The sequence below is a fragment of the Arthrobacter sp. E1SS-5 genome (assembly GCF_057073715.1).
In genome coordinates this window covers 1-22684 of the sequence record NZ_CP172703.1, presented here as the reverse complement: position 1 = coordinate 22684, position 22684 = coordinate 1, and the positions used below count along the sequence as shown (strand labels likewise).

The following is a 22684-nucleotide window of genomic DNA, read 5'->3' as shown; positions in this document are numbered from 1 at the left end:
ACGTCAGGAACACCAGTGAATGAGTCACCACGCACACCGTTGCACCGGGAGGACAGCCTGCCGGTGGATAACCGGCGTGTCCTGAGCGGCCGCTACGAGCTGGGGAACCTCATTGGCCGCGGCGGCATGGCGGATGTCTACAAGGGAACGGACACGAGGCTGGGCAGGACTGTTGCCGTCAAGCTGCTCAGGCCGGACATGGCCAGGGACCCGCAGTTCCAGGCGCGGTTCAAGCGTGAAGCCCAGGCCGTAGCCGCCCTGAACCACCCGTCCATCGTTGCCATCTTCGATACCGGTGAGCACACGGTGCACGACGGCTCGGCGGAAGACGTGCGGGTGCCCTACATCGTGATGGAATACGTTGAGGGCAAGACGCTGCGTGACTTGATCCGCGCCAACGACGTCACCATCGACCAGGCCATCGACTACACCCTGGGCGTCCTGGGGGCCCTCGAGTACAGCCACAAGGCCGGGATCGTGCACCGGGACATCAAGCCTGCCAACGTGATGTACTGCCCGGGCACCAACTCGGTGAAGGTGATGGACTTTGGCATTGCCCGTGCCATCGCCGATTCCTCGGCCACCATGACCCAGACCCAGGCGGTGGTGGGAACAGCCCAGTACCTGTCGCCGGAACAGGCACGGGGCGAGACCGTGGATGCCCGCAGCGACCTTTATTCGGCTGCCTGCCTGCTCTACGAAATGCTCACCTCCCGCCCGCCGTTCGTCGGCGACAGCCCGGTATCAGTTGCCTACCAGCACGTCCGCGAAATTGCAGAGCCTGCCAGCAGCCTCAATGGCCAGGTGTCGCCCGCGCTGGACACGGTCCTGGCCAAGGCCCTGCAGAAGAACCGTGACGACAGGTTCCAGGACGCCGCCGCCTTTCGCCGCGCCCTGCGGGCTGCCAAGGCCGGGGTACCGGTTCCGGCCGTGCCGGCGTCCGAAGCGCCTACCGACCCCAACGACCATGTTCCCGAAGCAGCACCGCCCACGGAGGCATTCGCTGCCGGCGGCGCGGGTTTCCTTGATGACGCGCCCACGGGGCGGCTGGCCGCCACCAACCTGTTCCATGACGACGGCGGCCCGGCGGTTCCGCTGGAACTCGCCGGGGAGGACGAGGCAAACAGGTACGACGGCGACGGGTACAGTGCCGCCGCTGCCCTGCCGCTCGGCCTCCCTCCGGAACGTGAGCGGAGCAACCGGCAGAAGTCCCGCCGTCGTGCGTGGATCGCCACCCTGGTGATTTTCACCCTGCTGGTCCTCGCCGGCGGCGGCCTCTGGCTTTACCAAACCGTCAACCGCCCGGCCCCTGCTCCGGCGAAGGTGCAGATCCCATCGGTGGCGTCCCTGACGGAAACTGCTGCCCTGCAGGAGCTGTACAACGCCGGGCTTCGGCCCAAGATCGCGCGGGCGGCAAACGACACGGTGCCCAAGGGGACCGCCATCGGGACCGATCCTGCGGCCGGCGGTTCACTCGACCCGGGCGCAGAGATCATCCTCAATGTCTCCGACGGGCCAAGCTCGGTGAAGATCCCGGACAGCCTGCCCGGAAAGACGGAGGCCGCTGCACGGGACATCCTGCGCCAGGTGGGACTGGTCGGCGCCCCCTCCACCACAACCGCCAACAGCGCCACAGTGCCTGCAGGAATCGTCATCACCTCCAACCCGGCGCCAGGACAAAGCGTCGGCGTCGGCACCAGCGTGGAGCTCATCGTTTCCACCGGCAAGGTGGTGGTCCCGGAACTTCGCGCCCTTACCCGCGAAGAGGCCGAAGCCGCCCTGAAGCAGCTGGGCCTGGTGCCCTCGGTGATCGAGATGGAGAACTCGCAGGTGGAGCCGGGCAAGGTGACGGACCAGAGCGATCCGGCCAACACCGCTGTCGACCAGGGGAAGACCATCACCATCGTGGTGGCCAAGGCGCCGCCACCCCCGCCGCCAACGGAGACCCCCACGCCCACACCCTCGGCAACGCCCACCCCCAAGCCCACCAAAAGGGGCTGACGTTCCCGGGGTGGGGACAGTTCCGGCTAGTGCTGGATCAGCGGGCTGAGCTTCGCGGCCCGGGCAGCTGCACCCTTCATGCCCAGCGACTCCAGCCAGTTGCCGAGCATCTGGTACCCGCCCTCAGTAAGTACCGATTCCGGGTGGAACTGCACCCCGCACAGCGGTGCCGTCCGGTGCTGGAGCCCCATGACCACACCTGACGCTGTTTGCGCCGTAACTTCAAGGACGTCCGGAATGGATTCCCGGACCGCTGCCAGTGAGTGGTAGCGGGTGGCCGTTACGGGGGAGGGGAGCCCGGCGAAGACGCTGGTGCCGATATGCTCCACCAAGGACGTCTTGCCGTGCATGAGTTCAGGGGCATGGGTGACTTTGCCCCCGAAGGCCTCCGCCAGCGCCTGGTGTCCCAGGCACACGCCAAACATGGGGACGCTGTTTTCACCGCACCACTTGATCAGCTCAATGCAGACTCCAGCCTCGGCGGGGTTACCGGGACCGGGCGAAATGAGGACGCCGTCCCGGGTACCGGCAAGTTCGATCGCCTCTGCCAGCGTGACATCGTCGTTGCGCACAACGGTGGTCTCGGCGCCGAGTTCCTGGAGGTAGCCCACCAGGGTGTAGACGAAGCTGTCGTAGTTATCCACTACAAGGATCTTGGTTGTGGTCATGGCTGGTCTGTGGAACCAATCGTTGAGTCGGTGAATTGGGTGAAGTGGGACATCCAGGGGAAAAGGAACTGGACCATCAGGACCAGCGCAAGGAAGACCAGTGCCAGCGAAATGATGATCCTGACCCAGAGCGGTCCCGGGAGGTGGCGGAAAATCCAGGCGTACACGGTCAGCTCCTTCCGGTGGCTGCCGCAACCTGTGCCGCGATCTCTGCCGGCGGCCCGGCTGACGCCGGGCGCCAACTGTCCAGCAGGGCGTAGGCGATGATGCGTTCTTCCGCCCCGAAGCGGGGGTTGCAACTGGTCATGGTGAGGTAGCTTTCGGTGGGTGCGGCTCCGGGCTGGGTTGGTACCGGTTCCAGCACGTCCGTGCGGGAAGGCATCACAATCTGGTTGTTCCGGAAGACATAGACGTAATAGCCGTCCTTGGTCTGGACGTAGATCTTGTCACCCGGCACCAGCGTGTGGATGTTGTCCAGCACGGCCCCATGGGTCTGGCGGTGCCCGGCTACGGCAAAGTTGCCCACTGCCCCGGGCATCGCCGTGTTGCTGTAGTGGCCAAGGCCCAAGGTATCCAGGACGTCCTGGCTGGTTCCCTGGACGATGGGACGTGTGTAGGTGGGACCGAACCGCGGGATGTACATGATCCCGATGGTGCCCGCATGGCCGGGAGCGGTTCCCACCACTGGCTTGCCGAAATCCTCCGGTGCTGCCGGCGCTGCAGGCGCGGCGGAAGGAGCAGTGGTTGCGGGGGCGGCGGTTCCCAGGTCCTTGGCGAACTCCTTGATGACCTGGCTCTGCTTGGCGTCGGACTCCACATTGGTCCACCACAGCTGCCACGCCACAAAAAGGAGGAGGATGACGCCGGCGGTGATCAGCAACTCGCCAAGCACCTGGATGGTGCCGCGCAACAGGGCACGACGGGGGGCGGGCGCAGTGGCGGGCCCCGCCTTCTCCTGCAATACCACGCGTTCCCCTCCGGGCGTTTACCCTGGCAGTGCCCGGCCAGGCCCGCACGGGCTGCCCATCAACTGCGGCTAGAATTGGCTGCTAGTAAGAATCCAGATTTGACCAAGATCGCGCAGACCGCTGGCAATTTCCTTCTTGCAGGATACCAAGCCCGGACCGCCGAGCTTGCCCAGCCCGTCAAGGAGAGCCAGTGCCCGAGTCAAAGCCTCGCAAGAAGACCGCCAGCACCGCCCAGCCGGCTTCCCCCCAGGCTTACAAGCCCAATCCCGTCTGGTTCAAGCCGGTCATGTTCGGCCTGATGATTATCGGCCTCCTGTGGATCATCACTTTTTACATCAGCGAGGGCCGGTTTCCGGTCCAGGCCTGGCAGTCCTGGAACATCGTGGCCGGTTTCGGCATCGCCATCGTGGGGTTCCTGATGACCACCCGCTGGCGTTCCTAGCGGCGAGCGGCCTGGATCAGGAGGACTGCACTGGCTGCCGGTTCCGCCGGGGTGATCGTCGGCGAGGATGGCCTCGCCCGGCCCGCCTGGGCTGCGACGGATCCGCTCATGCGGAATTATTACGACCAGGAATGGGGCCTGCCCGTCACGGACGAGCAGGGCCTCTACGAACGGATCTGCCTTGAGGGCTTCCAGGCGGGGCTTTCCTGGGCAACCATCCTGCGGAAGCGCCCGGCTTTCCGTGCCGCCTTCGCCCGGTTCGATCCCGAGGAAGTGGCCCTGTTCACCGCCGCGGACGTGGAGCGGCTGATGCAGGACCCCGGAATCATCAGGAACCGCCTGAAGATCCTCGCCGCGGTTAAAAATGCCCAGGCCACCCTGGAGCTCCGGAGCGACGGCGGACTGGTGGACTTTGTGTGGAGCTTCCGGCCGGCCAGCACGCCCAGACCACAGGACATCACTGATATCCCCACCCAGTCGGCAGAGTCCGTTGCCTTGTCCAAGGCGCTCCGCAAACGTGGCTTCTCCTTTGTGGGACCCACCACCATGTATGCGCTGATGGAAGCCGTGGGAATGGTGGATACCCACCTCCTGGGCAGCCACCGCCGGGGATCCTCGGGCATCTGGCCTGAGTAAGGACCCTGCAGGTTATCCCCAACTGTTGGGAAGGTTATCCACAGTGTGAAAAAACGGCGTCTGGACCACCGGGAAATCAGCCACAGGGAACGGCCCCAGGGATACTGCCTTTTTTGGCACACCGCATGCTGTTATTAACAGTGTGGAATACCTGTGGATAACTGCTCCCGCGGACACGGAGGATCTCCGCAGCAAACCCCCGGCTCCTACGGGCGGTCCCGCCTGACGGGATGATGGCTGGTGATGGAGACCCGGTTGAAGGCATTCATGGTTACGGCCACCCAACTCACGGCAGAAAACTCATCAGCCGTAAGGCACTGACGCGCCACTGCCTCCGCCTGCTCCCTGGCATGCCCGTCCGGGAGGTTCGTAATGCTCTCCACGAGCCCCAGTGCCGCCCGTTCCTTGTCCGTAAATAGTGCCGTCTCACGCCATGCCGGCAGCACGGCCAGACGCTGGGAAGTCTCTCCCGCCTCTCCAGCCCTCCGCACGTGCAGGTCCAGGCAGTAGGCGCACCCGTTGATCTGGGAAATCCGGACATTGAGCAGCTCCAGCAGGGCCCGCGCTATTCCCGCCTCTTCTGCCGCTTCCTGCACCTTGAGGCCCAGTCCGCTGATGGCCTTCCACAGGGCTGGATGCTGTTTGTCCAGGTAAAGATGCTCGGTGACGCTCACGGATGTCCTTTTCGCTGTACGGCTGAACGGCTGACAGGCAACCATCATAGGCAGGATGCCATCGGCCGCAGTCGTCTCTTATCCACTTACCAACACCGCAGTACCCACAAGTTATCCACAGCTGTGGGGAACGCGGTGGAAATCCGTCTGCTCAGGGGCTTTAGACCCTACTCCCGCGGGTAGGTCGGGGCTGCAAACTACAGCACTGTGACTTATTAACACTGTGTATATCGCTGTCGATAACGTCGCCCCGGGATCAGCACCGGGGGCTTTAGAGGCGGTGGCGAGCCGCTTTTTCCACAGAAGAGCTGCCAAGCCCCCGCTTATCCACTTACGCACAGCGATATCCCCAAAGGTTATCCACAGGTGTGGAGAAATATCGCTACTCCGACGCTGGCTTCACGGTACAGCGCGCGAATAGGGGGGAGGGCGCCGGAACTACACCCTTGTAAGTTATTAACACTGTGGATAAGGACTGTGGAAAACAAAGCGCCCCCGCACCGGCAGGTGCGGGGGCGCAATGAACAACAGGAGCGCGGGGGCTAGAGAGACACCCGCACCCAGCTCACGGCGATCAGCAGCGCAAAGACGCCGGCAAGGCCCAGCGCCTGGATGAGGCTCCGGCGGCGCCCCCTCGGAGCGTAGGCCAAGACGGCTGCACAGAGACCGCCGGTGACGAGGCCGCCCAGGTGGGCTTGCCAGGCGATGTGGGGGATGAGGAAACCGATGACGCCGTTGATGGCGATCAGAACCCACAGTTGGCGGGTATCTCCGCCGCGCTGCCGCTGGACCAGGAGCATGGCACCGAAAAGGCCGAAGATGGCGCCGGATGCGCCCACCAGCCCCACCAGGCCCTGGCCGGGCACCAGCAGGGGGTTCAGCAGCAGGTAGCCCACAGAGCCGCCGAACGCGGAGATGAGGTACAGCGCCAGGAAGCGCACGCGGCCCAGGACCGGTTCCAGGGCCTGCCCGAAGATCCAGAGCGTGTACATGTTCAGGAGGATGTGCAGCAGCGAGTCCGGCGAGTGGAGGAAAGCTGACGTGATCATCCGCCAGGGTTCGAAGGCGCCGTACTGCGGGGCGGCGAAGATGTTGTTGTACGCGAACTGCTTGTACACCCAGTCGCCGGGAATGAGCATCTGCAGAGCGTAGACAACGACGCACGCAGCGATGATTCCGAACGTCACCAATGGCTTGCCGGTGGCAACGGCGCCGCCATAGACGGTCCTTACCTCCGGCGTCGTCCGTTGTGTCTCGTTGACGCAGTCAACGCATTGGAATCCGACGGCGGCCGCCCGCTGGCAGTCAGGGCATGCCGGGCGCCCGCAGCGCTGGCAGCGCACGTAGGACGGCCGGTCCGGGTGCCGCGGGCAGACCGGAACCTGGGCGGACGGCTCAGCCGACGGAATTCCGTAACTCATGGTGGAGCGTTACAGCTGTTCGATGTCGATGCTGTTGATGGTCACGTCTTCCACCGGGCGGTCGCCCATGCCGGTGCGCACGCCCTCGATGGCGTCGACAACCTTCTTGGATTCCTCGTCAGCCACCTCACCAAAGATGGTGTGCTTGCCCTGGAGCCAGTCCGTGGGAATGGTGGTGATGAAGAACTGTGAACCGTTGGTGCCCTTGCCCATCTGGATGCCGGCGTTGGCCATGGCCAGCTTGTAGGGCTGGTTGAAGTTCAGTTCCGGGTGGATTTCATCGTCAAAGCGGTAGCCGGGGCCGCCGGTTCCGCGGCCCAGCGGATCGCCTGCCTGGATCATGAAGTCCTTGATGATGCGGTGGAAGATGGTTCCGTTGTACAGCGGGGTGCCGGTCTTGTCCTCGCCGGTTTCGGGGTGGGTCCAAGCCTGCTCGCCGGTGGCAAGGCCCACGAAGTTCTTGACCGTCTTGGGCGCGTGGTTGCCGAAGAGGTTAACCACGATGTCGCCGAGGCTGGTGTGGATGGTTGCTTTTGCAGTTGCGATGGCAGTCATACGGCCCATTCTCCCATGCCGATTCCGGGCAGCCCCGGCTGCGGAGGGAGTTCCGCGCTGGGTGAAATCCCCCCAAAATCCGCGGAGTGAATAGCCCGTGAAGATCTGGGCACGTAGGCTAACGACAGAACCGTCACATTAATCGGGAGGTAGTTGTGAAGAAGTCGGATCGTATTGCCCGTGACCTTGAGCAGTCGGTCACAAGTGCGGTGGTAAACGCCAAGGACTGGGCGGCTCCCCGGGTGGAAGCTGCCGTGGACTGGGCTGTTCCCCGCCTCCAGCAGGGCCTGGATACCGCATCTCCCAAGATCCAGGAAGGCCTGAAGTCGGCCGCCCATAATTTGGCAGACGGTGTTGCCACTGTGACTCCCCGGATCCAGGACGGGCTGGCCCAGCTGGCACCTAAGATCAACGACGTTGTCGAGGGCGCCTCACCGAGGCTGCACGAAGCCTTGGACAAGGCCACCCCGGTGGTCCTGAACGCGCGTGACCGCGTCGTGGTGGAATACCTGCCCAAGCTCTCGGACCAGATCGGTGTGGCATCCGGTGCAGTGCACCGCACGCTGGAAAACACGCCGGCACGGGTGGACGCCGTGGCGCAGAAGCTGGGCGACGTGGGACTCATCCACGCCATCCAGGAGCAGGCCCAGGCAACCGGAACCCAGCTCAAGGCCGCTGCAGCCGGCGCCAGCCGCGCAGTGGATGTCCAGTTGGCCCAGCCGGAGAAGCCAAAGAAGCGCGGCTGGCTGATCTTCGGCGTGGTGGCCGCGGCAGTGGCCGCCGGCGTTGCAGCCTGGAAGGCATCCAAGCCGGTGGAAGACCCGTGGAAGACTCCTTCACCGGTCACACCCACTCCCGCCCCCGTTCCTGCCACCACCGTCAGCGACGTCAAGGAAACTACTGCAGATGCCGCTGACAAGGCCGCCGCTGCCACCGGCTCCGCTGCGGAAGCCGTGGCGGACAAGGCCGGTGACGCTGCGGAGACTGTCAAGGAAAAGTCTGCCGACGCCGCTGACAAGGCCCGGCACGTAGCCGACGACACCGAAGGCGGCGCCAAGACGGTTGCGGATGAAGACAAGGGCAGCAGCCAGGCCTAGTTTTTTCCGCAGCCCAAAAGCTGCACACCAAGAGGAGCTCCGTTTCACCGGCGGAGCTCCTTTTTTTGTGCCTGTGGGCCGGTTTTCGTACCCGCCTATCGGTCTCCGGCAGGAAAGGGCCCTGATGCTAGATTTGAGGTGATGTCAGCCAATCGATCCTCTGGGGATGCCGTGAACGACGCAGCCGTACAGCTCCGCGTGTCCATCGTTATCCCGGCGTACAACGAGGAGAGCGTGATCAGGCAATGCCTCATCGCTGCCATCTACCAGTCCGTTCCGGCGCACGAGATCATCGTGGTGGACAACCTTTCAAAAGACCGGACGGCCGGCATCGTCCGCCAGATGCAGCTGGAATATCCGGAGAGCCCCATCATCCTCCTGAGCCAGGATAGGGAGCAGGGGCTTATCCCTACCCGGAACTTCGGGCTCGATTGCGCCACCGGGGACGTCCTGGGACGTATTGACGCGGATTCCATCGTGGAACCGGACTGGGTGGAGCAGGTCCAGAAGGCGTTTGCCGATCCGTCTGTCCAGGCCGCCACCGGCCCCGTGGTGTATTACGACATGCCGATGCGCCGCTTTGGGCTCAAGGCGGACGACAAGATGCGCCAGTTCATGCTGAAGCTGGCCAAGCACCAGTACCATTTCCTCTTTGGTTCCAACATGGCGCTGCGTGCCAGCGCCTGGGAGACCATCCGCGCCGAGACCTGCCGGGATGAGAAGGACGAGATGCACGAGGACATCGATTTGTCCCTGCACCTGGCCGACCATGAGCTTCCGGTGCGCTACTGGCCGCAGATGGTATCCGGGATGTCCGCGCGCCGGCTGGAGGACTCACCGCGCGACTACCGCTACTACGTCACCAGGTTTGACCGGACCTACAAGGCCCACAACGTCAAGAAGATGGCGCTGAAGGCTCCCATGGTGGTCTTCTTCTCGGTATATTTCCCGGCCAAGCTCCTCAGGGCCATCCACACGGTCAACACGGCGCAGCCGATGCGCCGGGGCGGACAGTAGCGGGCTTAGTCAGTACCCAGCTCGGCGAGGCGTTCCGACGGCGGTTCCTCCTGGGGCGCCGCTCCGCGCCTGCCGGCCCTGCCGCTCCTTTGCCCCAGGACCACGACGGCGAGTCCCACCAGGATCAGGCCGAGCCCCGCGTACGTGCCGGCAGGCAGGGTCTCGTGCAGGAATACGGCCGCCAGCAGGGCTGCTCCGGGGATTTCCAGGAGGATGATCATCGAGACGATGAGCGGGCTCATGGTGGCCAGCAGGTGGTTGAAGGCGGTATGCCCCACCAGTTGGGCGCAGACGGTGATTGCGGCGATGCCGAGCCACCCGGCAGGTTCGAAGCCGGCCAGGGGCTGGCCTGCAATCAGGGCCAGCACCGCCACCAGCGCCGCGCACATGCCGTAGCAGAGCGTGGTGTAGGTTCCGGTGGTCATGCTCTGCCGTGCCTTGCCTCCAGCCAGGGTGTAGAGGCCCGCCAGGGCACCACCGGCCATCGCCAGCAGATCTCCGATGAGGGCCTGCCGGGAGGAGCCCAGGTCGAACCCGGTGATGGCCACGACGCCGCCGAAGGCAATGCCCAGCCCAGCCAGTACTTGCCAGCGGTGGCGGGTGCCACGCAGGAGCTGGAAGACCGCGATCCACGCGGACTGCAGGCACACCAGGGCCGTGGCCGCTGCCACGGAGGTCAGCTGCAGGGACGTGATAAAGCAGGCAAAGTGCAGGGCAAGGGCGACGGCGGCCAGCGCGGACCAGCGGAACTCGCGGCCGGTGATGCTGCCGAACTGGCGTGGCTGCCGGACCAGGGTGGGGGTGGCCATGACGGCTGCACCGATGGCGTTGCGCCAGAAGGCGATGGCCAGGGCGCTGACGCTGGTGGCGCCGAGGGTGGCTGCGATCAGGGGGCCTGACGAAGCGACGCCCAGCACGCCCAGGGCCGCGAAGAGTAAGTTCACTGCAGCCCCCTGATACTGGTTCCCGCCGATGATGGAAAGCAAAAGTCCCGGCCTGCGTTTTACGCTGACCGGGACTTTCCTATGGTGGAGGCACGGGGACTCGAACCCCGAACCCCCTGCTTGCAAAGCAGGTGCGCTACCAATTGCGCCATGCCCCCATAAGAAGCAACCCGTCCATCATACCCTAGAACCGTGGAGCGTCTGACCGCTCCCGGGCGGGCGTCCGGGCTAATCGACCGTATCGGTTGATTTGCTCCAGACCGTTTTCCGGGCTTCGGACTCCTGTGCTTTCCGGTAGACCAGGACGCCTGCGATTGCCGCTGCCAGTACAAGCAACTTCTTCACATGCTCCCCGTTCCGGCCAGGTACCGGATGAACCGGACGAGACCTCCGTTTGAAACCTGCACAAGTTCCGTGGGCGTACCAGGACTTGAACCTGGGACCTCTTCGTTATCAGCGAAGCGCTCTAACCGCCTGAGCTATACGCCCCGATCCCTCATCGGGCCGAGACATGACTTTACAGCACATCCCGGCCCGATCTCAAATCGGGCCTTTCCGCCGGGCTGGAGCCGGCGGAAGTGGCTTCCTAATCGTCGGTGAGGGTCACACCGATACCGCCCACCAGGGTGGCGGAAATGTTGTAGAGGACGGCGGAAAGCATGGACAGCGCGGTCAGCAGGACCACGTTGACCACGGCAATGATGGTGGCGAATGATGCCACCTGTCCAAGCGAGGCAACCTTCTTCAGTTCAAAACCGCCGCTTTCAGAGCCGGCGAGCGTGCCGAGGAGGCTGTCCACCTGGTCGAAGATTCCAGTGAGGTCCAGGACCGTCCAGAGGACGATGGCGGCCACGACGGTGACGATGCCCAGTGCCACGGACAGCAGGAACGCCATTTTCAGGACGGACCAGGGGTCCACCTTGCTGACCAGCAGGCGCGCCCGGCGGACTTTCGCCTTGGGGGCGGGCTTGACCAGCCCAGGCGTTCCCTGGCTTGGGGATCCCTGTGCAGGGCGCTGTCCGGCCGGTGCCGGCCGCTGCCCCTGCTGGCCCTGGAATGGGCGCTGGCCGGGCTGCACCGGGCGGTCGCCCTGCTGCGGACGCTGGCCGGGGACGGCGGGCCGCTGGCCTGGCGCGCCGGCAGGGGCAGCAGGACGCTGCTGCGGACGGACAGGGGCGTTCACGCGGGGTGCCGCTGAAGGCCGGTTCCCGTCGGGAACAGTACTGTTCGGCTTGGGAAATGAGTCGGAATTACTCACTCGTTACCTCCGTGTTGTCTTCGTTCGGCTCAGCGTCGCCCGAGGCGTCCTCTGACTCTACGGCCGGTGATTCTTCTGCCATTGGGGGCGCGGCGGATTCCCCAGCGGTACCGCCATCTTCTGCCAACGTTACGTCATCACCGCCGGATTCCTCCTCCTCGAGGCCGCGTTCGCTGTTGCGTGCCACCTCGATGATCCGGTCGTTCTTGTCTGGCTTGGCGAAGATGACGCCCATGGTGTCGCGGCCCTTGGCAGGAACGCCGGCAACCGAGGAGCGGACAACCTTGCCGCCTTCCATGACCACCAGGACTTCATCCTCCTCCTGGACGATGAGTGCACCTACCAGGTGGCCGCGTTCCTCCTGGTACTTGCCTACCTTGATGCCCAGGCCGCCGCGGCCCTGCAGGCGGTATTCCTCCACAGCCGTGCGCTTGGCGTAGCCGCCCTCCGTCACGATGAACACGAACGAACCGTCGGTGACGACGTCCGCGGCCAGCAGTTCGTCGTCCTCGCGGAACTTCATGCCGGTGACCCCGGACGTGGCACGTCCCATGGGACGCAGGGCATCGTCGGTTGCAGTGAAGCGGATCGACTGGCCCTTGCGGGACACCAGGAAGAGGTCGTCAGTTTCCGAGACGAGCTGGGCGGAGACCAATTCATCGCCGTCACGCAGGTTGATCGCGATGACGCCGGCGGAACGGTTGGTGTCGTAGTCCTCCAGCCTGGTCTTCTTCACCAGGCCCCGCTTGGTGGCCAGGACCAGGTACGGCGACTGCTGGTAGTCCTTCAGGTCCAGGACCTGGGCGATATGTTCGTCGGGCTGGAATGCCATCAGGTTGGCAACGTGCTGGCCCTTGGCGTCCCTGCCCGCTTCCATCAGCTCGTACGCCTTGGCACGGTAGACGCGGCCCAGGTTGGTGAAGAACAACAACCAGTGGTGGGTGGTGGTGACGAAGAAGTGTTCCACCACGTCGTCGCCGCGCAGCTGGGCACCCTTGATGCCCTTACCGCCGCGCTGCTGTGACCGGTAGTTGTCGCTGCGGGTCCGCTTGACGTAACCGCCGCGGGTGATGGTGACCACCATCTCCTCTTCGGGGATCAGGTCCTCCATGGACATGTCGCCGTCGTAGCCCATGAGGATCTTGGTGCGGCGGTCGTCGCCATGCTTGTCCACGATTTCGCCCAGTTCGGTGCTGATGATCCCGCGCTGGCGCTCCTCGGAGCCAAGGATTTCCTTGTACTCGGTGATCAGGGCTTCGAGTTCAGCATGCTTTTCCTGGATCCGCTGGCGTTCCAGGGCGGCCAGGCGGCGCAACTGCATATCGAGGATGGCGCGCGCCTGGATCTCGTCGATGTCCAGCAGTTCCATCAGCCCGTCACGCGCGGCCTCGGTGGTGCTGGAGGCGCGGATCAGGGCGATGACCTCGTCCAGCATGTCCAGCGCCTTCAGGAGGGCCCGCAGGATGTGGGCTTCTTCCTCCGCCTTGCGCAGGCGGTACCGGGTACGGCGCGCGATGACGTCCATCTGGTGCGTCACCCAGTGGCGGATGAACGCGTCAAGGCTCAGCGTGCGCGGCACGCCGTCCACGATGGCCAGCATGTTGGCCGAGAAATTGCTCTGCAGTTCGGTGTGCTTGTAAAGGTTGTTCAGCACCACCTTGGGCACGGCGTCGCGCTTCAGCACGATGACCAGCCGCTGGCCGGTACGGCCGGAGGTCTCGTCCCGAAGATCGGCGATGCCCTGGATCTTGCCGTCCTTGACCAGTTCGGCGATCTTGATGGCCAGGTTGTCGGGGTTGGCCTGGTACGGAAGTTCGGTAACCACCAGGCAGGTGCGTCCCTGCAGCTCCTCCACGGCGACCACGGCGCGCATGGTGACGGAACCGCGGCCGGTCCGGTAGGCGTCCTCGATGCCCTTGTGGCCCAAAATTGTCGCGCCGGTGGGGAAATCGGGGCCCTTGACCCGTACCAGCAACTCCTCGAGGAGCTCCTCACGGCTTGCCTCAGGGTTGGCCAGGTACCACTGCACGCCGTCGGCCACTTCCCGGAGGTTGTGCGGGGGGATGTTGGTGGCCATGCCGACGGCGATGCCGGAGGAACCGTTCACCAGCAGGTTGGGGAACCTGGCCGGGAGGATGGTGGGTTCCTGGTTCTTGCCGTCGTAGTTGTCCTGGAAATCGACTGTTTCCTCGTCAATGTCCCGGACCATCTCCATGGCGAGGGGTGCCATCTTGGTTTCGGTGTACCGGGGAGCGGCGGCACCGTCGTTGCCCGGAGAACCGAAGTTGCCCTGCCCCAGCGCCAGCGGATAGCGCATGGTCCAGTCCTGGATCAGGCGTACCAGGGCGTCGTAGATCGCGGTGTCACCATGGGGGTGGTACTGGCCCATGACCTCGCCCACCACGCGGGCACACTTGTTGAAGGAACGGTCGGGGCGGTAGCCGCCGTCGAACATCGCGTAGAGCACGCGGCGGTGCACGGGCTTGAGGCCGTCCCGGACGTCAGGGAGGGCGCGGCCCACAATGACGGCCATGGCGTAGTCCAGGTAGGAACGCTGCATTTCCGTCTGCAGGTCCACCTGCTCTACCCGGTCGATCAGCACGTCACCTTCAAGAACGGTGTCCGGAGTTCCGGCCTCGGAGGCGGGATTCTCAGGGGTTTCGTCGCTCATACTTTATTTTCCGTTTCGGGTATATGTCTGGTTCCGAATACTTTGGAGCGGGTCCTTAGATGTCCAGGAACCTGACGTCCTTGGCGTTCTGCTGGATGAAGTTACGGCGTGATTCCACGTCTTCGCCCATGAGGACGGAGAAGATCTGGTCGGCGGCAAGGGCGTCGTCCATGGTGACCTGCAACAGGGTGCGGTGATCCGGGTCCATGGTGGTGTCCCACAGTTCGGTGTAGTCCATCTCGCCCAGGCCCTTGTAGCGCTGGATGCCGTTGTCCTTGGGGATGCGGCGTCCTGCTGCCTGACCTGCCACCAGCTTGGCGTCGCGTTCGCGGTCGCTGTAGACGTAGTCGTGCGGGGCATTGGACCACTTGATCCGGTACAGCGGGGGCTGCGCCAGGTACACGTAGCCGTTCTCGATCAGCGGCCGCATGTAACGGAACAACAGGGTCATCAGCAGGGTGGTGATGTGCTGGCCATCAACGTCTGCGTCTGCCATGAGGACGATCTTGTGGTACCGCAGCTTGGCGAGATCGAAGTCTTCGCCGATGCCCGTGCCAAAGGCGGTGATCATGGACTGGACTTCAGCGTTGCCCAGGGCCTTATCCAGGCGGGCACGCTCCACGTTCAGGATCTTGCCGCGCAGCGGCAGGATGGCCTGCGTTTCCGGGTTGCGGCCGCGTTTGGCGGAACCGCCGGCGGAGTCACCCTCCACGATGTAGACCTCGCACTTTTCCGGGTCCTTCGAAGAGCAGTCGGAAAGCTTGCCTGGCATGCCGAAGGATTCCAGCGGGCTCTTGCGACGGGCGTTGTCGCGGGCCTTCCTGGCCGCCATTCGGGCCTGGGCGGCGGAAATGGCCTTGCGGATCACGTCGCGGGCGGGGCCCGGGTTGCGCTCCAGCCAGTCGCCCAGTCCGTCGGTGACGACGCGCTGGACGAAGCCCTTGACCTCGGAGTTGCCCAACTTGGTCTTGGTCTGGCCCTCGAATTGGGGCTCGGCCAGTTTGACGGAGATGACGGCAGTCAGGCCCTCGCGGATGTCATCGCCCGTGAGGTTGTCGTCCTTCTCCTTGATAATGCCCTTTTCGCGGGCATACCGGTTGATGAGGGACGTCAGGGCAGCACGGAAACCTTCTTCGTGCGTGCCGCCCTCGTGGGTGTTGATGGTGTTGGCGTAGGTGTGCACGCTCTCGGAGTAGGCGCTGGTCCACTGCATGGCCATTTCCAGGGCGATGCGCCGTTCCGTGTCCTCGGTTTCGAAGGCGATGACGTCCTCGTGGACCACTTCGACTTTCTTGCCCGAGTTCAGGTGCTTGACGTAGTCCAGCAGGCCTTCGTCGTACTGGTACACCACTGTGCGGTGTTCCGCGCTGACCTCACCCTCGGTGCTGAGGTCATCGAGGTCCAGGTCGCCGTCAGCTTCACTGGATGGGGCTTCACGCTCATCCGTGAGCGTGATGCGCAGGCCCTTGTTGAGGAAAGCCATCTGCTGGAAGCGGGCACGGAGCGTCTCAAAATCGAATTCGGTGGTTTCGAAGATGGCCGGATCCGGGTAAAAGGTCTGGCTGGTACCGGTGGCGTCCGTTTCTTCGCCCTTGACCAGGCTGCCCTGGGGTTTGCCGCCGTCGGCGAAGGACATCCGCCACACGTGACCCTGGCGCCGCACTTCGGTATCCACCCGGCTGGACAGGGCGTTCACCACGGAGATGCCCACGCCGTGGAGGCCGCCGGACACGGCGTACCCGCCGCCGCCGAACTTTCCGCCGGCGTGCAGGATTGTCATGACCACCTCGACGGTGGGCTTGTGCTCAGTGGGGTGCATGTCCACGGGGATGCCGCGGCCGTCGTCGACCACTTTGACGCCGCCATCGGCCTGCAGGACTACCTCGATATGGCTGCAGTAGCCAGCCAGCGCCTCATCCACGGAGTTGTCAACCACTTCGTAGACCAGGTGATGGAGGCCGCGGGGACCCGTGGAACCGATGTACATCCCGGGACGCTTGCGGACAGCCTCCAGGCCTTCAAGCACAGTGATGTCGCTGGCGCCGTATTCCCGTGGAGTGGCTGCCGCAGGTGGAGTATCAGGGGTGCGGCCATTCTCGACTGCTGTATCTGCTGCCAGAATATCTGTATTGTCGTTAGCCACAGGCGCTGCGACTCCTCTGTTCTCGATGATGGCCGGCCGGTTTCTCTCCCCAGGGGAAATCCACCCGCCAACAGGCACAAACTTATGGCGCCGGTGACTTGCTGACGGTTGGTGGTCCACGCTCCACACACGGGAAGTGCGCGGAGAACGGACTGAAGTCAACGTTTCATCCGCGCCCAGTTATCTGCGTCAATTCTACCGCGAACGGGCCCATATCCCCGCATTCCAGGGCCTTCGCCAGCAGCGAATATGGCCATGCGAGGCTCTAGGCCCCGCCTAGGGCGGCCGCGCGGTATACCCTCCGGGTGCCTATACAGCCTGCGGTGCCTACAGCGCCCTACACGGCCTTGGACGCAGTTTCAAGAGTTGCCGTCCGGACTATCCGTACGTATCCCGCGGCCCACGCCCGTTGACGCTGCGCCCGCCCTTGCGCCAACTGGGTGCCGAGGGGCCAAGCACCTGGATGCTGGTGACCACGCCGTCACCAAGTTCGCGGCCGAATTTTTCAAGCAGGCTGCTGCTCAGAAGCCGGAGCTGGGTTGCCCAGGCAGTGGAATCACACCGCACGTGGAGGGTGGTATCCGTGAAGCTCTCAGGTGTGCAGTGCGCAGAGATTTCCGGCCCAACCAGGGTTGCCCACTCGGCCATGACGGATCCGACAGCCACCGGCGAGGTCCAGCCCCGTTCCGCGACCAGCCGGCCAACAACCTTTCCCAGGCCCAGCGGGTCTCGGCCGGTGCCGTGGAACTGGCTGAAGCCCCTGGTGTCCCGGATGCTGCCCTTGGCCTTCGCGGAACCCGGCCGCCCCACTTTTCGCCGGACTTCGCCTCGGGCGGCCGCGGCTTCGCGCATGCGGTTCAGCGCTGCCTGCGGGGCGTCGATGTTGTCAGGTTCGCGGCCCGGCTGCAGCCCGCCGCCCTGGTCACTGCTCATCGATACCTCCCGGGATGACTTTCACCCGCCGTCCGGACAGCTCTTCCGGAATATCGGCGTCGACGGCGGCGGTCACCAGGACCTGTTCCGCGCCGGAGACTATTGCCGCCAGTTTACGCCGACGCTGCACGTCCAGTTCGGCAAAGACATCGTCAAGGATAAGGATGGGGGCAGAACCGCCGGTCCGGGCATCATCCAGCATGACGTAGTACGAGGCAAGCCGGAGGGACAGGCACATGGACCAGGTTTCGCCGTGCGAGGCGTATCCCTTGGCAGGTGCCTGGCCGAGCATCAGCTCCAGTTCATCCCGGTGCGGGCCGACCAGGGAAATGCCCCGTTCCAGTTCCTTCTTCCGGGATTCCGCGAACGCCTGGACGTACCGTTCCGTGAGTTGTTCGACGGAGAGAAGCCGCAGGTCATCCTGTTCCCCTGGAGAACCTCCGTCCGTGGTGCGCTGGGCACCGGAGGCCGGGACGCCGTCGTCGTCCATCTGGTTTTGGAGGGTCGAACGGTAGGTTGCGTCAGCGGGCTTGGACGCATCCGTGAGTTGCGCATAGGCACGGGTGAGGTGGGGACGGAGCCGTTCCACCAGTTCCAGCCGTGCATGCAGCAATTCCGCTCCGGCCCGGGCCATGTGCTGGTCCCACACATCCAGGGTTGACTCATGCGCCGCTGTAAACCGCCCGGCGCGGGCCGATTTGAGCAGGGCGTTGCGCTGTTTCAGGACCCGGTCGTAATCGCTGCGGGTGGCGGCGTGGTGCGGAACGAGGCTGGCCAGCAGCTCGTCAAGGAACCGACGCCGGTTGGACGGATCGCCTTTGACCAAGGCCAGATCCTCCGGGGCAAAAAGGACGGTCTGGCAGATGCCCAGCAGGTCGCGGGCACGGACGGGGTTGCTGCGGTTGATGCGTGCCCGGTTGGCACGGCCGGCATTGATTTCCAACTCAAGGACCGTGGTTTGGGTGCCGCGAACCAGCCTGGCCCGCACCAGTGCCCGTTCCGTGCCGAACCTCAGCAGTGGCCCATCGGAACTGACCCGGTGGGAGCTGAGCGTGGCCAGATACCCGATGGCTTCCATCAGGTTGGTCTTGCCGATGCCGTTGGATCCCACCAGGACGGTGACACCGGGGCCCAGGGCAAGGTCAACCTGGGCGTAACTGCGGAAGTCGGTCAGTGAAAGGTGTTCCAGATACACGCGGTTTTCGGCAATTCCGGGAACGCTGCAGGTTCCCTGTGGTGCTACTTGGCGGGACGGGTTGCGTGGCCGCCGAACTGATGGCGCAAGGCGGAAACCATCTTCATGGCGGGCGAGGTGTCCTCCCGGGATGCGAAGCGGGCGAACAGCGCGGCAGTGATGGCAGGGGCGGGGACGGCGTTGGCGATGGCTTCTTCCACCGTCCACCGGCCTTCGCCGGAGTCCTCCACGTAATCGTCGATTGAGGCCAGGCCCGGGTCCTCGTCGAGGGCTTTGACCATGAGGTCGAGGAGCCAGGAACGGACCACCGTTCCCTTTTGCCAGGCCCGGAACGTGCCGGGCAGGTCGGTAACGATGTCCTTGGCCGCAAGCAGTTCGTAGCCCTCGGCGTACGCCTGCATCAGGCCGTATTCGATGCCGTTGTGGACCATCTTGGCGTAATGGCCGGCGCCGATGCCGCCGACGTGAACAAAGCTGTCCGCCCTCTCGCCCTCTGGACGCAGCGCATCAAAGACCGGAAGAGCGCGTTCGATGTCGGCCGCGTCCCCCCCGGCCATCAGGCCGTAGCCGTTCTGCAGGCCCCAGACTCCGCCGGATACGCCGCAGTCGGCGAAGTGGATCCCCTTGGCGGCGAGCAGTTCGCCGTGCTTTTGGTCTTCGGTGAACCGGGAGTTGCCGCCGTCGATGACCAGGTCTCCCGGCTGCAGTTTCTCGCTGAGTTCGCTGACCACCGAGTCCGTGATGGGCCCTGCCGGGACCATGACCCAGATGATCCTGGGTGCCGGTACGGCAGCGATGAGGTCGTCGACGGTGGCAGCATCGGTGACATCGGGATTCCGGTCGTAGCCTGTTACCTCCACCCCTCCCTTGCGCAGGCGTTCGCGCATGTTGAATCCCATTTTGCCGAGGCCGATCAGTCCAATGTGCATGGTGGAACTCTTTTCTGCGCTAGTGGGAGGGCTGGGAGCCGATGGGGACTAGTTGGGAAGGCGGACGGGCATCACCAGGTAGCGGTAGTCATCCTGGTCTTCACCGTCGGCATCGGCCTGCGCCGTAATCATGGCCGGCTTGGGTGCCGTGGTGAAGGAGAACCTGACGAACTTGGTATCGATGACGCTGAGGCCCTCGGTGAGGTAGTGCGGGTTGAAGGCAACCGTGATGTCGTCACCGGACAGCTGGGCTTCGAGCTCCTCCGATGCCTGGGCGTCCTCACCGGTGCCGGCGTCAAGGTTCAGCAGTCCGGCAGTAAAGGCGAGCCGGACCGGGGTGTTGCGCTCGGCTACCAGCGATACGCGGCGGACCGCCTCCACCAGTTCCTGGGTCTGGACCGTGGCGTGGATGGGCGTGGACTCGGGGAACAGCGACCGGATCTTCGGGTAGTCACCGTCCACCAGCAGGGACGTGGTGGTTCGGCCGCCGCTTTCGAACCCGATCAGCCGGCTGTCGTCGTTGGACAGTGCCAGGTTGATGTCTCCGCTGTTGCCGAGGGTCTTGGCAACCTCGTTGAGGGTTTTGGCCTTGACCAGGGCGCTGGTGGAGATGCCCGGAGTGACTGGCTTCCATGGCACTTCGCGCATGGCCAGCCGATAGCGGTCGGTGGCCAGCAGGGTGATCAGGTCATCTTCGATCTCCATCCGCACGCCGGTGAGGATGGGAAGGGTGTCGTCCTTGCTGGCCGCGATGATGACCTGGGAGACGGCCTGGGCGAAGGCATCGCCCGGGACAGTTCCACTGATGGCGGGCAGGGCAGGCAACGGAGGGTATTCGGCTTCCGGCATGGTGGCCAGGTGGAAGCTGCTGCGGCGGCAGGTAAGCGTGACTTTGTTGCCGTCGGTCTCAACGTCCACAGGAGCGGAAGGCAGGCTGCGGCAGATATCGGCGAGCAATCGGCCTGAGACCAGGATGGTGCCTTCGTCCCTGATGTCTGCGGTGATCTCCAGGCGTGCCGAGGTCTCGTAGTCAAAGCTGGAGAGGCTGACGGTTCCTGCTTCGGCCTTCAGGAGCAGGCCGGAGAGGACGGGCACTGGTGGCCGCGGAGACAAGGACCGGGCTGTCCAGGTAACGGCTTCTGCCAGGACGTCCCGATCGACTCTGAACTTCACGGAGGGGTGCCGCCTTTCATTGCTGCTGCCATGTAAACCCGGGAATTTCACGGGGAAACTCCGGAAGAAGTTGGGCGCACCGCGGCTGGTGCATGGTCCGCGGAGACAGAAACCACACAAAAACCCAGGGATGGGAGCGCTGCTGACAGCTTAGCCGGAAGATCGGGGATTAACCCATCCCCTCGGAGTCCAGCCCAGCCCTTCAGGGGCCGGCAGGCCCCTTGGACGGACCTGCGCATCGATCTTGTTGTTTGAGGGACTTCGATTTTTTGGGATTAGTAGTGTTAATAACTGTTGTGGAAACTGTGGATAACCCAGTCCTGCCCCGCAGTTCCGCAGTTAAGCCCTGTTCATCGAGTGTGCGTACGCGGGTTTTAAACAGGGTGTGGATGGGGACAACCCAAAAACGCGTTTTTAGCGATCCACAGACGGCTTAAGGGTTTTAAGCCCATTAACCGCGCTTGTCCCCTTAAGTATCCACAGGCTTATCCACATGCCCCTGTTAATAAGGTATAGAGAGCGGGCTGTGGTGTGGATTCAGGAGTCGCGCTGCTGCTGCTTGATGCGGTTGGTCAGCTCGGTCACCTGGTTGTAGATCACACGGCGCTCGGCCATCAGCTCGCGGATCTTGCGGTCTGCATGGATGACAGTGGTGTGGTCGCGGCCGCCAAGCTCCTGGCCGATCTTGGGAAGCGACATGTCAGTTAGCTCCCTGCAGAGGTACATGGCGATCTGCCGCGCAGTGACCAGGGTTCGGGTACGGGACTTGCTGCAGAGTTCTTCCATGCTGAGCTTGAAGTAGTCAGCCGTCTGCTGCAGGATCTGGGCGGACGTGATCTCCTGGGCGCCGTCATCGGTAATCAGGTCCTTAAGCACCATCTCGGCAAGGGCCACGTCCACGGGCTGCCGGTTCAGGCTGGCAAATGCCGTGACCCGGATCAGGGCGCCTTCAAGTTCGCGGATGTTGCTGGAGATCTTGGAAGCGATGTACTCCAGGGCATCGTCCGGGGCGGACAGACCCTCGCTCAGTGCCTTCTTGCGGAGGATAGCGATACGGGTCTCGAGTTCCGGCGGCTGGATGTCGGTCAGCAGGCCCCACTCGAAACGGGACTTCATCCGGTCCTCAAACCCGGCCAGCAGCTTGGGCGGCTGATCCGAGGTGATGACTACTTGCTTGTTGTTGTTGTGCAGGGCATTGAAGGTGTGGAAGAACTCCTCCAGGGTCCGGTCCTTGCCGGCGAGGAACTGGATGTCGTCAATCAGCAGGACATCGACGTTCCGGTACGTCGTCTTGAAGCTCGTGCCCTCGTCATCGCGGATCGAGTTGATGAAGTCGTTGGTGAATTCTTCCGAGTTGACGTAGCGGACGCGGATCCCGCTGTAGAGACGGCGGGCATAATGGCCGATCGCATGCAGGAGGTGGGTCTTGCCCAGGCCCGAATCACCATAGATGAAGAGCGGGTTGTAGGCCTTGGCGGGCGCTTCGGCAACAGCGACGGCGGCGGCGTGTGCGAACCGGTTCGAGGAGCCAATCACGAAGGTGTCGAAGACGTACTTGGGGTTCAGCCGGCCGAACTCGTGCGACGTGCTGGGGAGCATAGGCTGTGGCTTCTGCTCGATGACCTGGTCCGGGGCGAAAGCAGGTTCGACGTCGGGCTCGGGCTCCTCGTGGATGGGCACCAGATCGGTGTCCACGTCGATGGCGCAGCGGATGTCTTCAGAAAAAACGTTATGCAGTGCATCGTCAAGGGCTTCCTTGACCTGGGTCTGGAGCACTTCGCGTGTGAGTTCGTTGGGGACGGCCACCAGGAGCGTGGAACCGATGAGCCCCTGGGCCTGGGCAAGGATGACAAAGCCACGCTGGCGTGGTGATACCCGGTGGTCCTGTTCCAGCAGGCTGACAACCCGGCGCCAGGAACTTCCGACAGTATTGGCGTGGTTGGCTTCGTCTACTGTCAT

21 protein-coding genes and 2 tRNA genes are annotated in these 22684 nt (G+C 64.0%); 5 read left to right on the top strand and 18 right to left on the bottom strand.

Annotation, left to right across the window (positions count from 1 at the left end; translation table 11 throughout):
• Nucleotides 1-15: 15 nt before the first annotated feature.
• Nucleotides 16-2001 carry a Stk1 family PASTA domain-containing Ser/Thr kinase gene (gene pknB / locus ACIGJD_RS00115; protein ID WP_483687750.1) on the top strand — a complete coding sequence of 662 codons (1986 nt, stop codon included), beginning with the start codon at nucleotides 16-18 and terminating at the stop codon, nucleotides 1999-2001.
• A gap of 26 nt (nucleotides 2002-2027) precedes the next feature.
• On the opposite strand, the gene ACIGJD_RS00110 is transcribed toward pknB, so the two are convergent.
• The 3 genes from ACIGJD_RS00110 to ACIGJD_RS00100 are packed head-to-tail and all read right to left on the bottom strand — an operon-like array spanning nucleotide 2028 to nucleotide 3636.
• Complete coding sequence (locus ACIGJD_RS00110; RefSeq protein ID WP_142131953.1) at nucleotides 2028-2669, bottom strand: aminodeoxychorismate/anthranilate synthase component II; 642 nt, start codon at nucleotides 2667-2669, stop codon at nucleotides 2028-2030.
• Nucleotides 2666-2836 (bottom strand): hypothetical protein, encoded by a 171-nt coding sequence (locus tag ACIGJD_RS00105; RefSeq protein WP_483687749.1) that lies wholly within the window; start codon nucleotides 2834-2836, stop codon nucleotides 2666-2668. The genes ACIGJD_RS00110 and ACIGJD_RS00105 overlap by 4 nt, the downstream gene beginning before the upstream one ends.
• A 2-nt stretch (nucleotides 2837-2838) precedes the next feature.
• Complete coding sequence (locus tag ACIGJD_RS00100) at nucleotides 2839-3636, bottom strand: class E sortase (protein ID WP_483687748.1); 798 nt, start codon at nucleotides 3634-3636, stop codon at nucleotides 2839-2841.
• Nucleotides 3637-3827: 191 nt separating this feature from the next.
• Between ACIGJD_RS00100 and ACIGJD_RS00095 the strand changes: the two genes are divergently transcribed.
• Together ACIGJD_RS00095 and ACIGJD_RS00090 are read left to right on the top strand one after the other, a co-directional pair.
• Entirely contained in the window at nucleotides 3828-4079 is a 252-nt protein-coding gene (locus tag ACIGJD_RS00095; protein WP_236800400.1) for a cell division protein CrgA, read from the top strand.
• A 108-nt stretch (nucleotides 4080-4187) separates the two neighbouring features.
• The gene (locus tag ACIGJD_RS00090; protein WP_483687747.1) at nucleotides 4188-4715 is read left to right on the top strand and encodes a DNA-3-methyladenine glycosylase I; all 528 of its coding nucleotides are present in this window, start codon (nucleotides 4188-4190) and stop codon (nucleotides 4713-4715) included.
• A 206-nt stretch (nucleotides 4716-4921) separates the two neighbouring features.
• Here the strand turns inward: ACIGJD_RS00090 and ACIGJD_RS00085 are convergent, their stop codons facing one another.
• From ACIGJD_RS00085 to ACIGJD_RS00075, 3 genes are all read right to left on the bottom strand, one after another.
• Nucleotides 4922-5389, bottom strand: a complete 468-nt coding sequence (locus ACIGJD_RS00085) for a carboxymuconolactone decarboxylase family protein (RefSeq protein WP_483687746.1) — start codon at nucleotides 5387-5389, stop codon at nucleotides 4922-4924.
• A gap of 542 nt (nucleotides 5390-5931) precedes the next feature.
• Nucleotides 5932-6810: a rhomboid family intramembrane serine protease gene (locus ACIGJD_RS00080; protein ID WP_483687745.1), complete on the bottom strand. Its 879-nt coding sequence runs from the start codon at nucleotides 6808-6810 to the stop codon at nucleotides 5932-5934.
• Nucleotides 6811-6819: 9 nt separating this feature from the next.
• Nucleotides 6820-7365 carry a peptidylprolyl isomerase gene (locus ACIGJD_RS00075; RefSeq protein ID WP_483687744.1) on the bottom strand — a complete coding sequence of 182 codons (546 nt, stop codon included), beginning with the start codon at nucleotides 7363-7365 and terminating at the stop codon, nucleotides 6820-6822.
• Between the two features lie 155 nt (nucleotides 7366-7520).
• On the opposite strand from ACIGJD_RS00075, the gene ACIGJD_RS00070 reads away from it, so the two are divergent.
• Nucleotides 7521-8462 carry a hypothetical protein gene (locus ACIGJD_RS00070; protein ID WP_483687743.1) on the top strand — a complete coding sequence of 314 codons (942 nt, stop codon included), beginning with the start codon at nucleotides 7521-7523 and terminating at the stop codon, nucleotides 8460-8462.
• 141 nt (nucleotides 8463-8603) lie between these two features.
• On the top strand, nucleotides 8604-9479 hold the full coding sequence (locus ACIGJD_RS00065) for a glycosyltransferase family 2 protein (protein WP_483687742.1): 876 nt from the start codon (nucleotides 8604-8606) through the stop codon (nucleotides 9477-9479).
• A 5-nt stretch (nucleotides 9480-9484) separates the two neighbouring features.
• On the opposite strand, the gene ACIGJD_RS00060 is transcribed toward ACIGJD_RS00065, so the two are convergent.
• The 12 genes from ACIGJD_RS00060 to dnaA form a co-directional block, all read right to left on the bottom strand.
• Nucleotides 9485-10423: a DMT family transporter gene (locus ACIGJD_RS00060; RefSeq protein WP_483687741.1), complete on the bottom strand. Its 939-nt coding sequence runs from the start codon at nucleotides 10421-10423 to the stop codon at nucleotides 9485-9487.
• 82 nt (nucleotides 10424-10505) lie between these two features.
• A tRNA-Ala gene (locus ACIGJD_RS00055) sits at nucleotides 10506-10581 on the bottom strand.
• 70 nt (nucleotides 10582-10651) lie between these two features.
• On the bottom strand, nucleotides 10652-10768 hold the full coding sequence (locus tag ACIGJD_RS00050) for a DLW-39 family protein (RefSeq protein ID WP_229748488.1): 117 nt from the start codon (nucleotides 10766-10768) through the stop codon (nucleotides 10652-10654).
• Nucleotides 10769-10838: 70 nt separating this feature from the next.
• Nucleotides 10839-10912 (bottom strand) — tRNA-Ile (locus ACIGJD_RS00045).
• A 97-nt stretch (nucleotides 10913-11009) separates the two neighbouring features.
• Nucleotides 11010-11681, bottom strand: a complete 672-nt coding sequence (locus tag ACIGJD_RS00040; protein ID WP_483687740.1) for a DUF3566 domain-containing protein — start codon at nucleotides 11679-11681, stop codon at nucleotides 11010-11012.
• A complete protein-coding gene (gene gyrA / locus ACIGJD_RS00035; protein WP_142131976.1) occupies nucleotides 11674-14352 on the bottom strand; it encodes a DNA gyrase subunit A in 2679 nt (892 codons plus the stop codon). Before gyrA ends, ACIGJD_RS00040 begins: the two co-directional genes overlap by 8 nt.
• Nucleotides 14353-14407: 55 nt before the next feature.
• On the bottom strand, nucleotides 14408-16495 hold the full coding sequence (gene gyrB, locus ACIGJD_RS00030; RefSeq protein ID WP_483687739.1) for a DNA topoisomerase (ATP-hydrolyzing) subunit B: 2088 nt from the start codon (nucleotides 16493-16495) through the stop codon (nucleotides 14408-14410).
• A gap of 378 nt (nucleotides 16496-16873) precedes the next feature.
• Complete coding sequence (locus tag ACIGJD_RS00025) at nucleotides 16874-17428, bottom strand: DciA family protein (RefSeq protein WP_483687738.1); 555 nt, start codon at nucleotides 17426-17428, stop codon at nucleotides 16874-16876.
• Nucleotides 17418-18623, bottom strand: a complete 1206-nt coding sequence (gene recF, locus ACIGJD_RS00020; protein ID WP_483687737.1) for a DNA replication/repair protein RecF — start codon at nucleotides 18621-18623, stop codon at nucleotides 17418-17420. The genes ACIGJD_RS00025 and recF overlap by 11 nt, the downstream gene beginning before the upstream one ends.
• A 44-nt stretch (nucleotides 18624-18667) precedes the next feature.
• The gene (gene gnd / locus ACIGJD_RS00015) at nucleotides 18668-19552 is read right to left on the bottom strand and encodes a phosphogluconate dehydrogenase (NAD(+)-dependent, decarboxylating) (protein WP_483687736.1); all 885 of its coding nucleotides are present in this window, start codon (nucleotides 19550-19552) and stop codon (nucleotides 18668-18670) included.
• A 48-nt stretch (nucleotides 19553-19600) separates the two neighbouring features.
• Nucleotides 19601-20725 carry a DNA polymerase III subunit beta gene (gene dnaN, locus ACIGJD_RS00010; RefSeq protein ID WP_142131986.1) on the bottom strand — a complete coding sequence of 375 codons (1125 nt, stop codon included), beginning with the start codon at nucleotides 20723-20725 and terminating at the stop codon, nucleotides 19601-19603.
• Between the two features lie 537 nt (nucleotides 20726-21262).
• Complete coding sequence (gene dnaA, locus ACIGJD_RS00005) at nucleotides 21263-22684, bottom strand: chromosomal replication initiator protein DnaA (protein ID WP_483687735.1); 1422 nt, start codon at nucleotides 22682-22684, stop codon at nucleotides 21263-21265.

Bases quoted from the DNA above. Each gene is read 5' to 3' on its own strand.
- gyrA (WP_142131976.1), bottom strand. From the start codon at position 14,352: ATGAGCGACGAAACCCCTGAGAATCCCGCCTCCGAGGCCGGAACTCCG.
- ACIGJD_RS00090 (WP_483687747.1), top strand. From the start codon at position 4,188: ATGCGGAATTATTACGACCAGGAATGGGGCCTGCCCGTCACGGACGAG.
- ACIGJD_RS00065 (WP_483687742.1), top strand. From the start codon at position 8,604: ATGTCAGCCAATCGATCCTCTGGGGATGCCGTGAACGACGCAGCCGTA.
- dnaA (WP_483687735.1), bottom strand. From the start codon at position 22,684: ATGACAGTAGACGAAGCCAACCACGCCAATACTGTCGGAAGTTCCTGG.
- ACIGJD_RS00075 (WP_483687744.1), bottom strand. From the start codon at position 7,365: ATGACTGCCATCGCAACTGCAAAAGCAACCATCCACACCAGCCTCGGC.
- gnd (WP_483687736.1), bottom strand. From the start codon at position 19,552: ATGCACATTGGACTGATCGGCCTCGGCAAAATGGGATTCAACATGCGC.
- ACIGJD_RS00025 (WP_483687738.1), bottom strand. From the start codon at position 17,428: ATGAGCAGTGACCAGGGCGGCGGGCTGCAGCCGGGCCGCGAACCTGAC.
- ACIGJD_RS00080 (WP_483687745.1), bottom strand. From the start codon at position 6,810: ATGAGTTACGGAATTCCGTCGGCTGAGCCGTCCGCCCAGGTTCCGGTC.
- ACIGJD_RS00110 (WP_142131953.1), bottom strand. From the start codon at position 2,669: ATGACCACAACCAAGATCCTTGTAGTGGATAACTACGACAGCTTCGTC.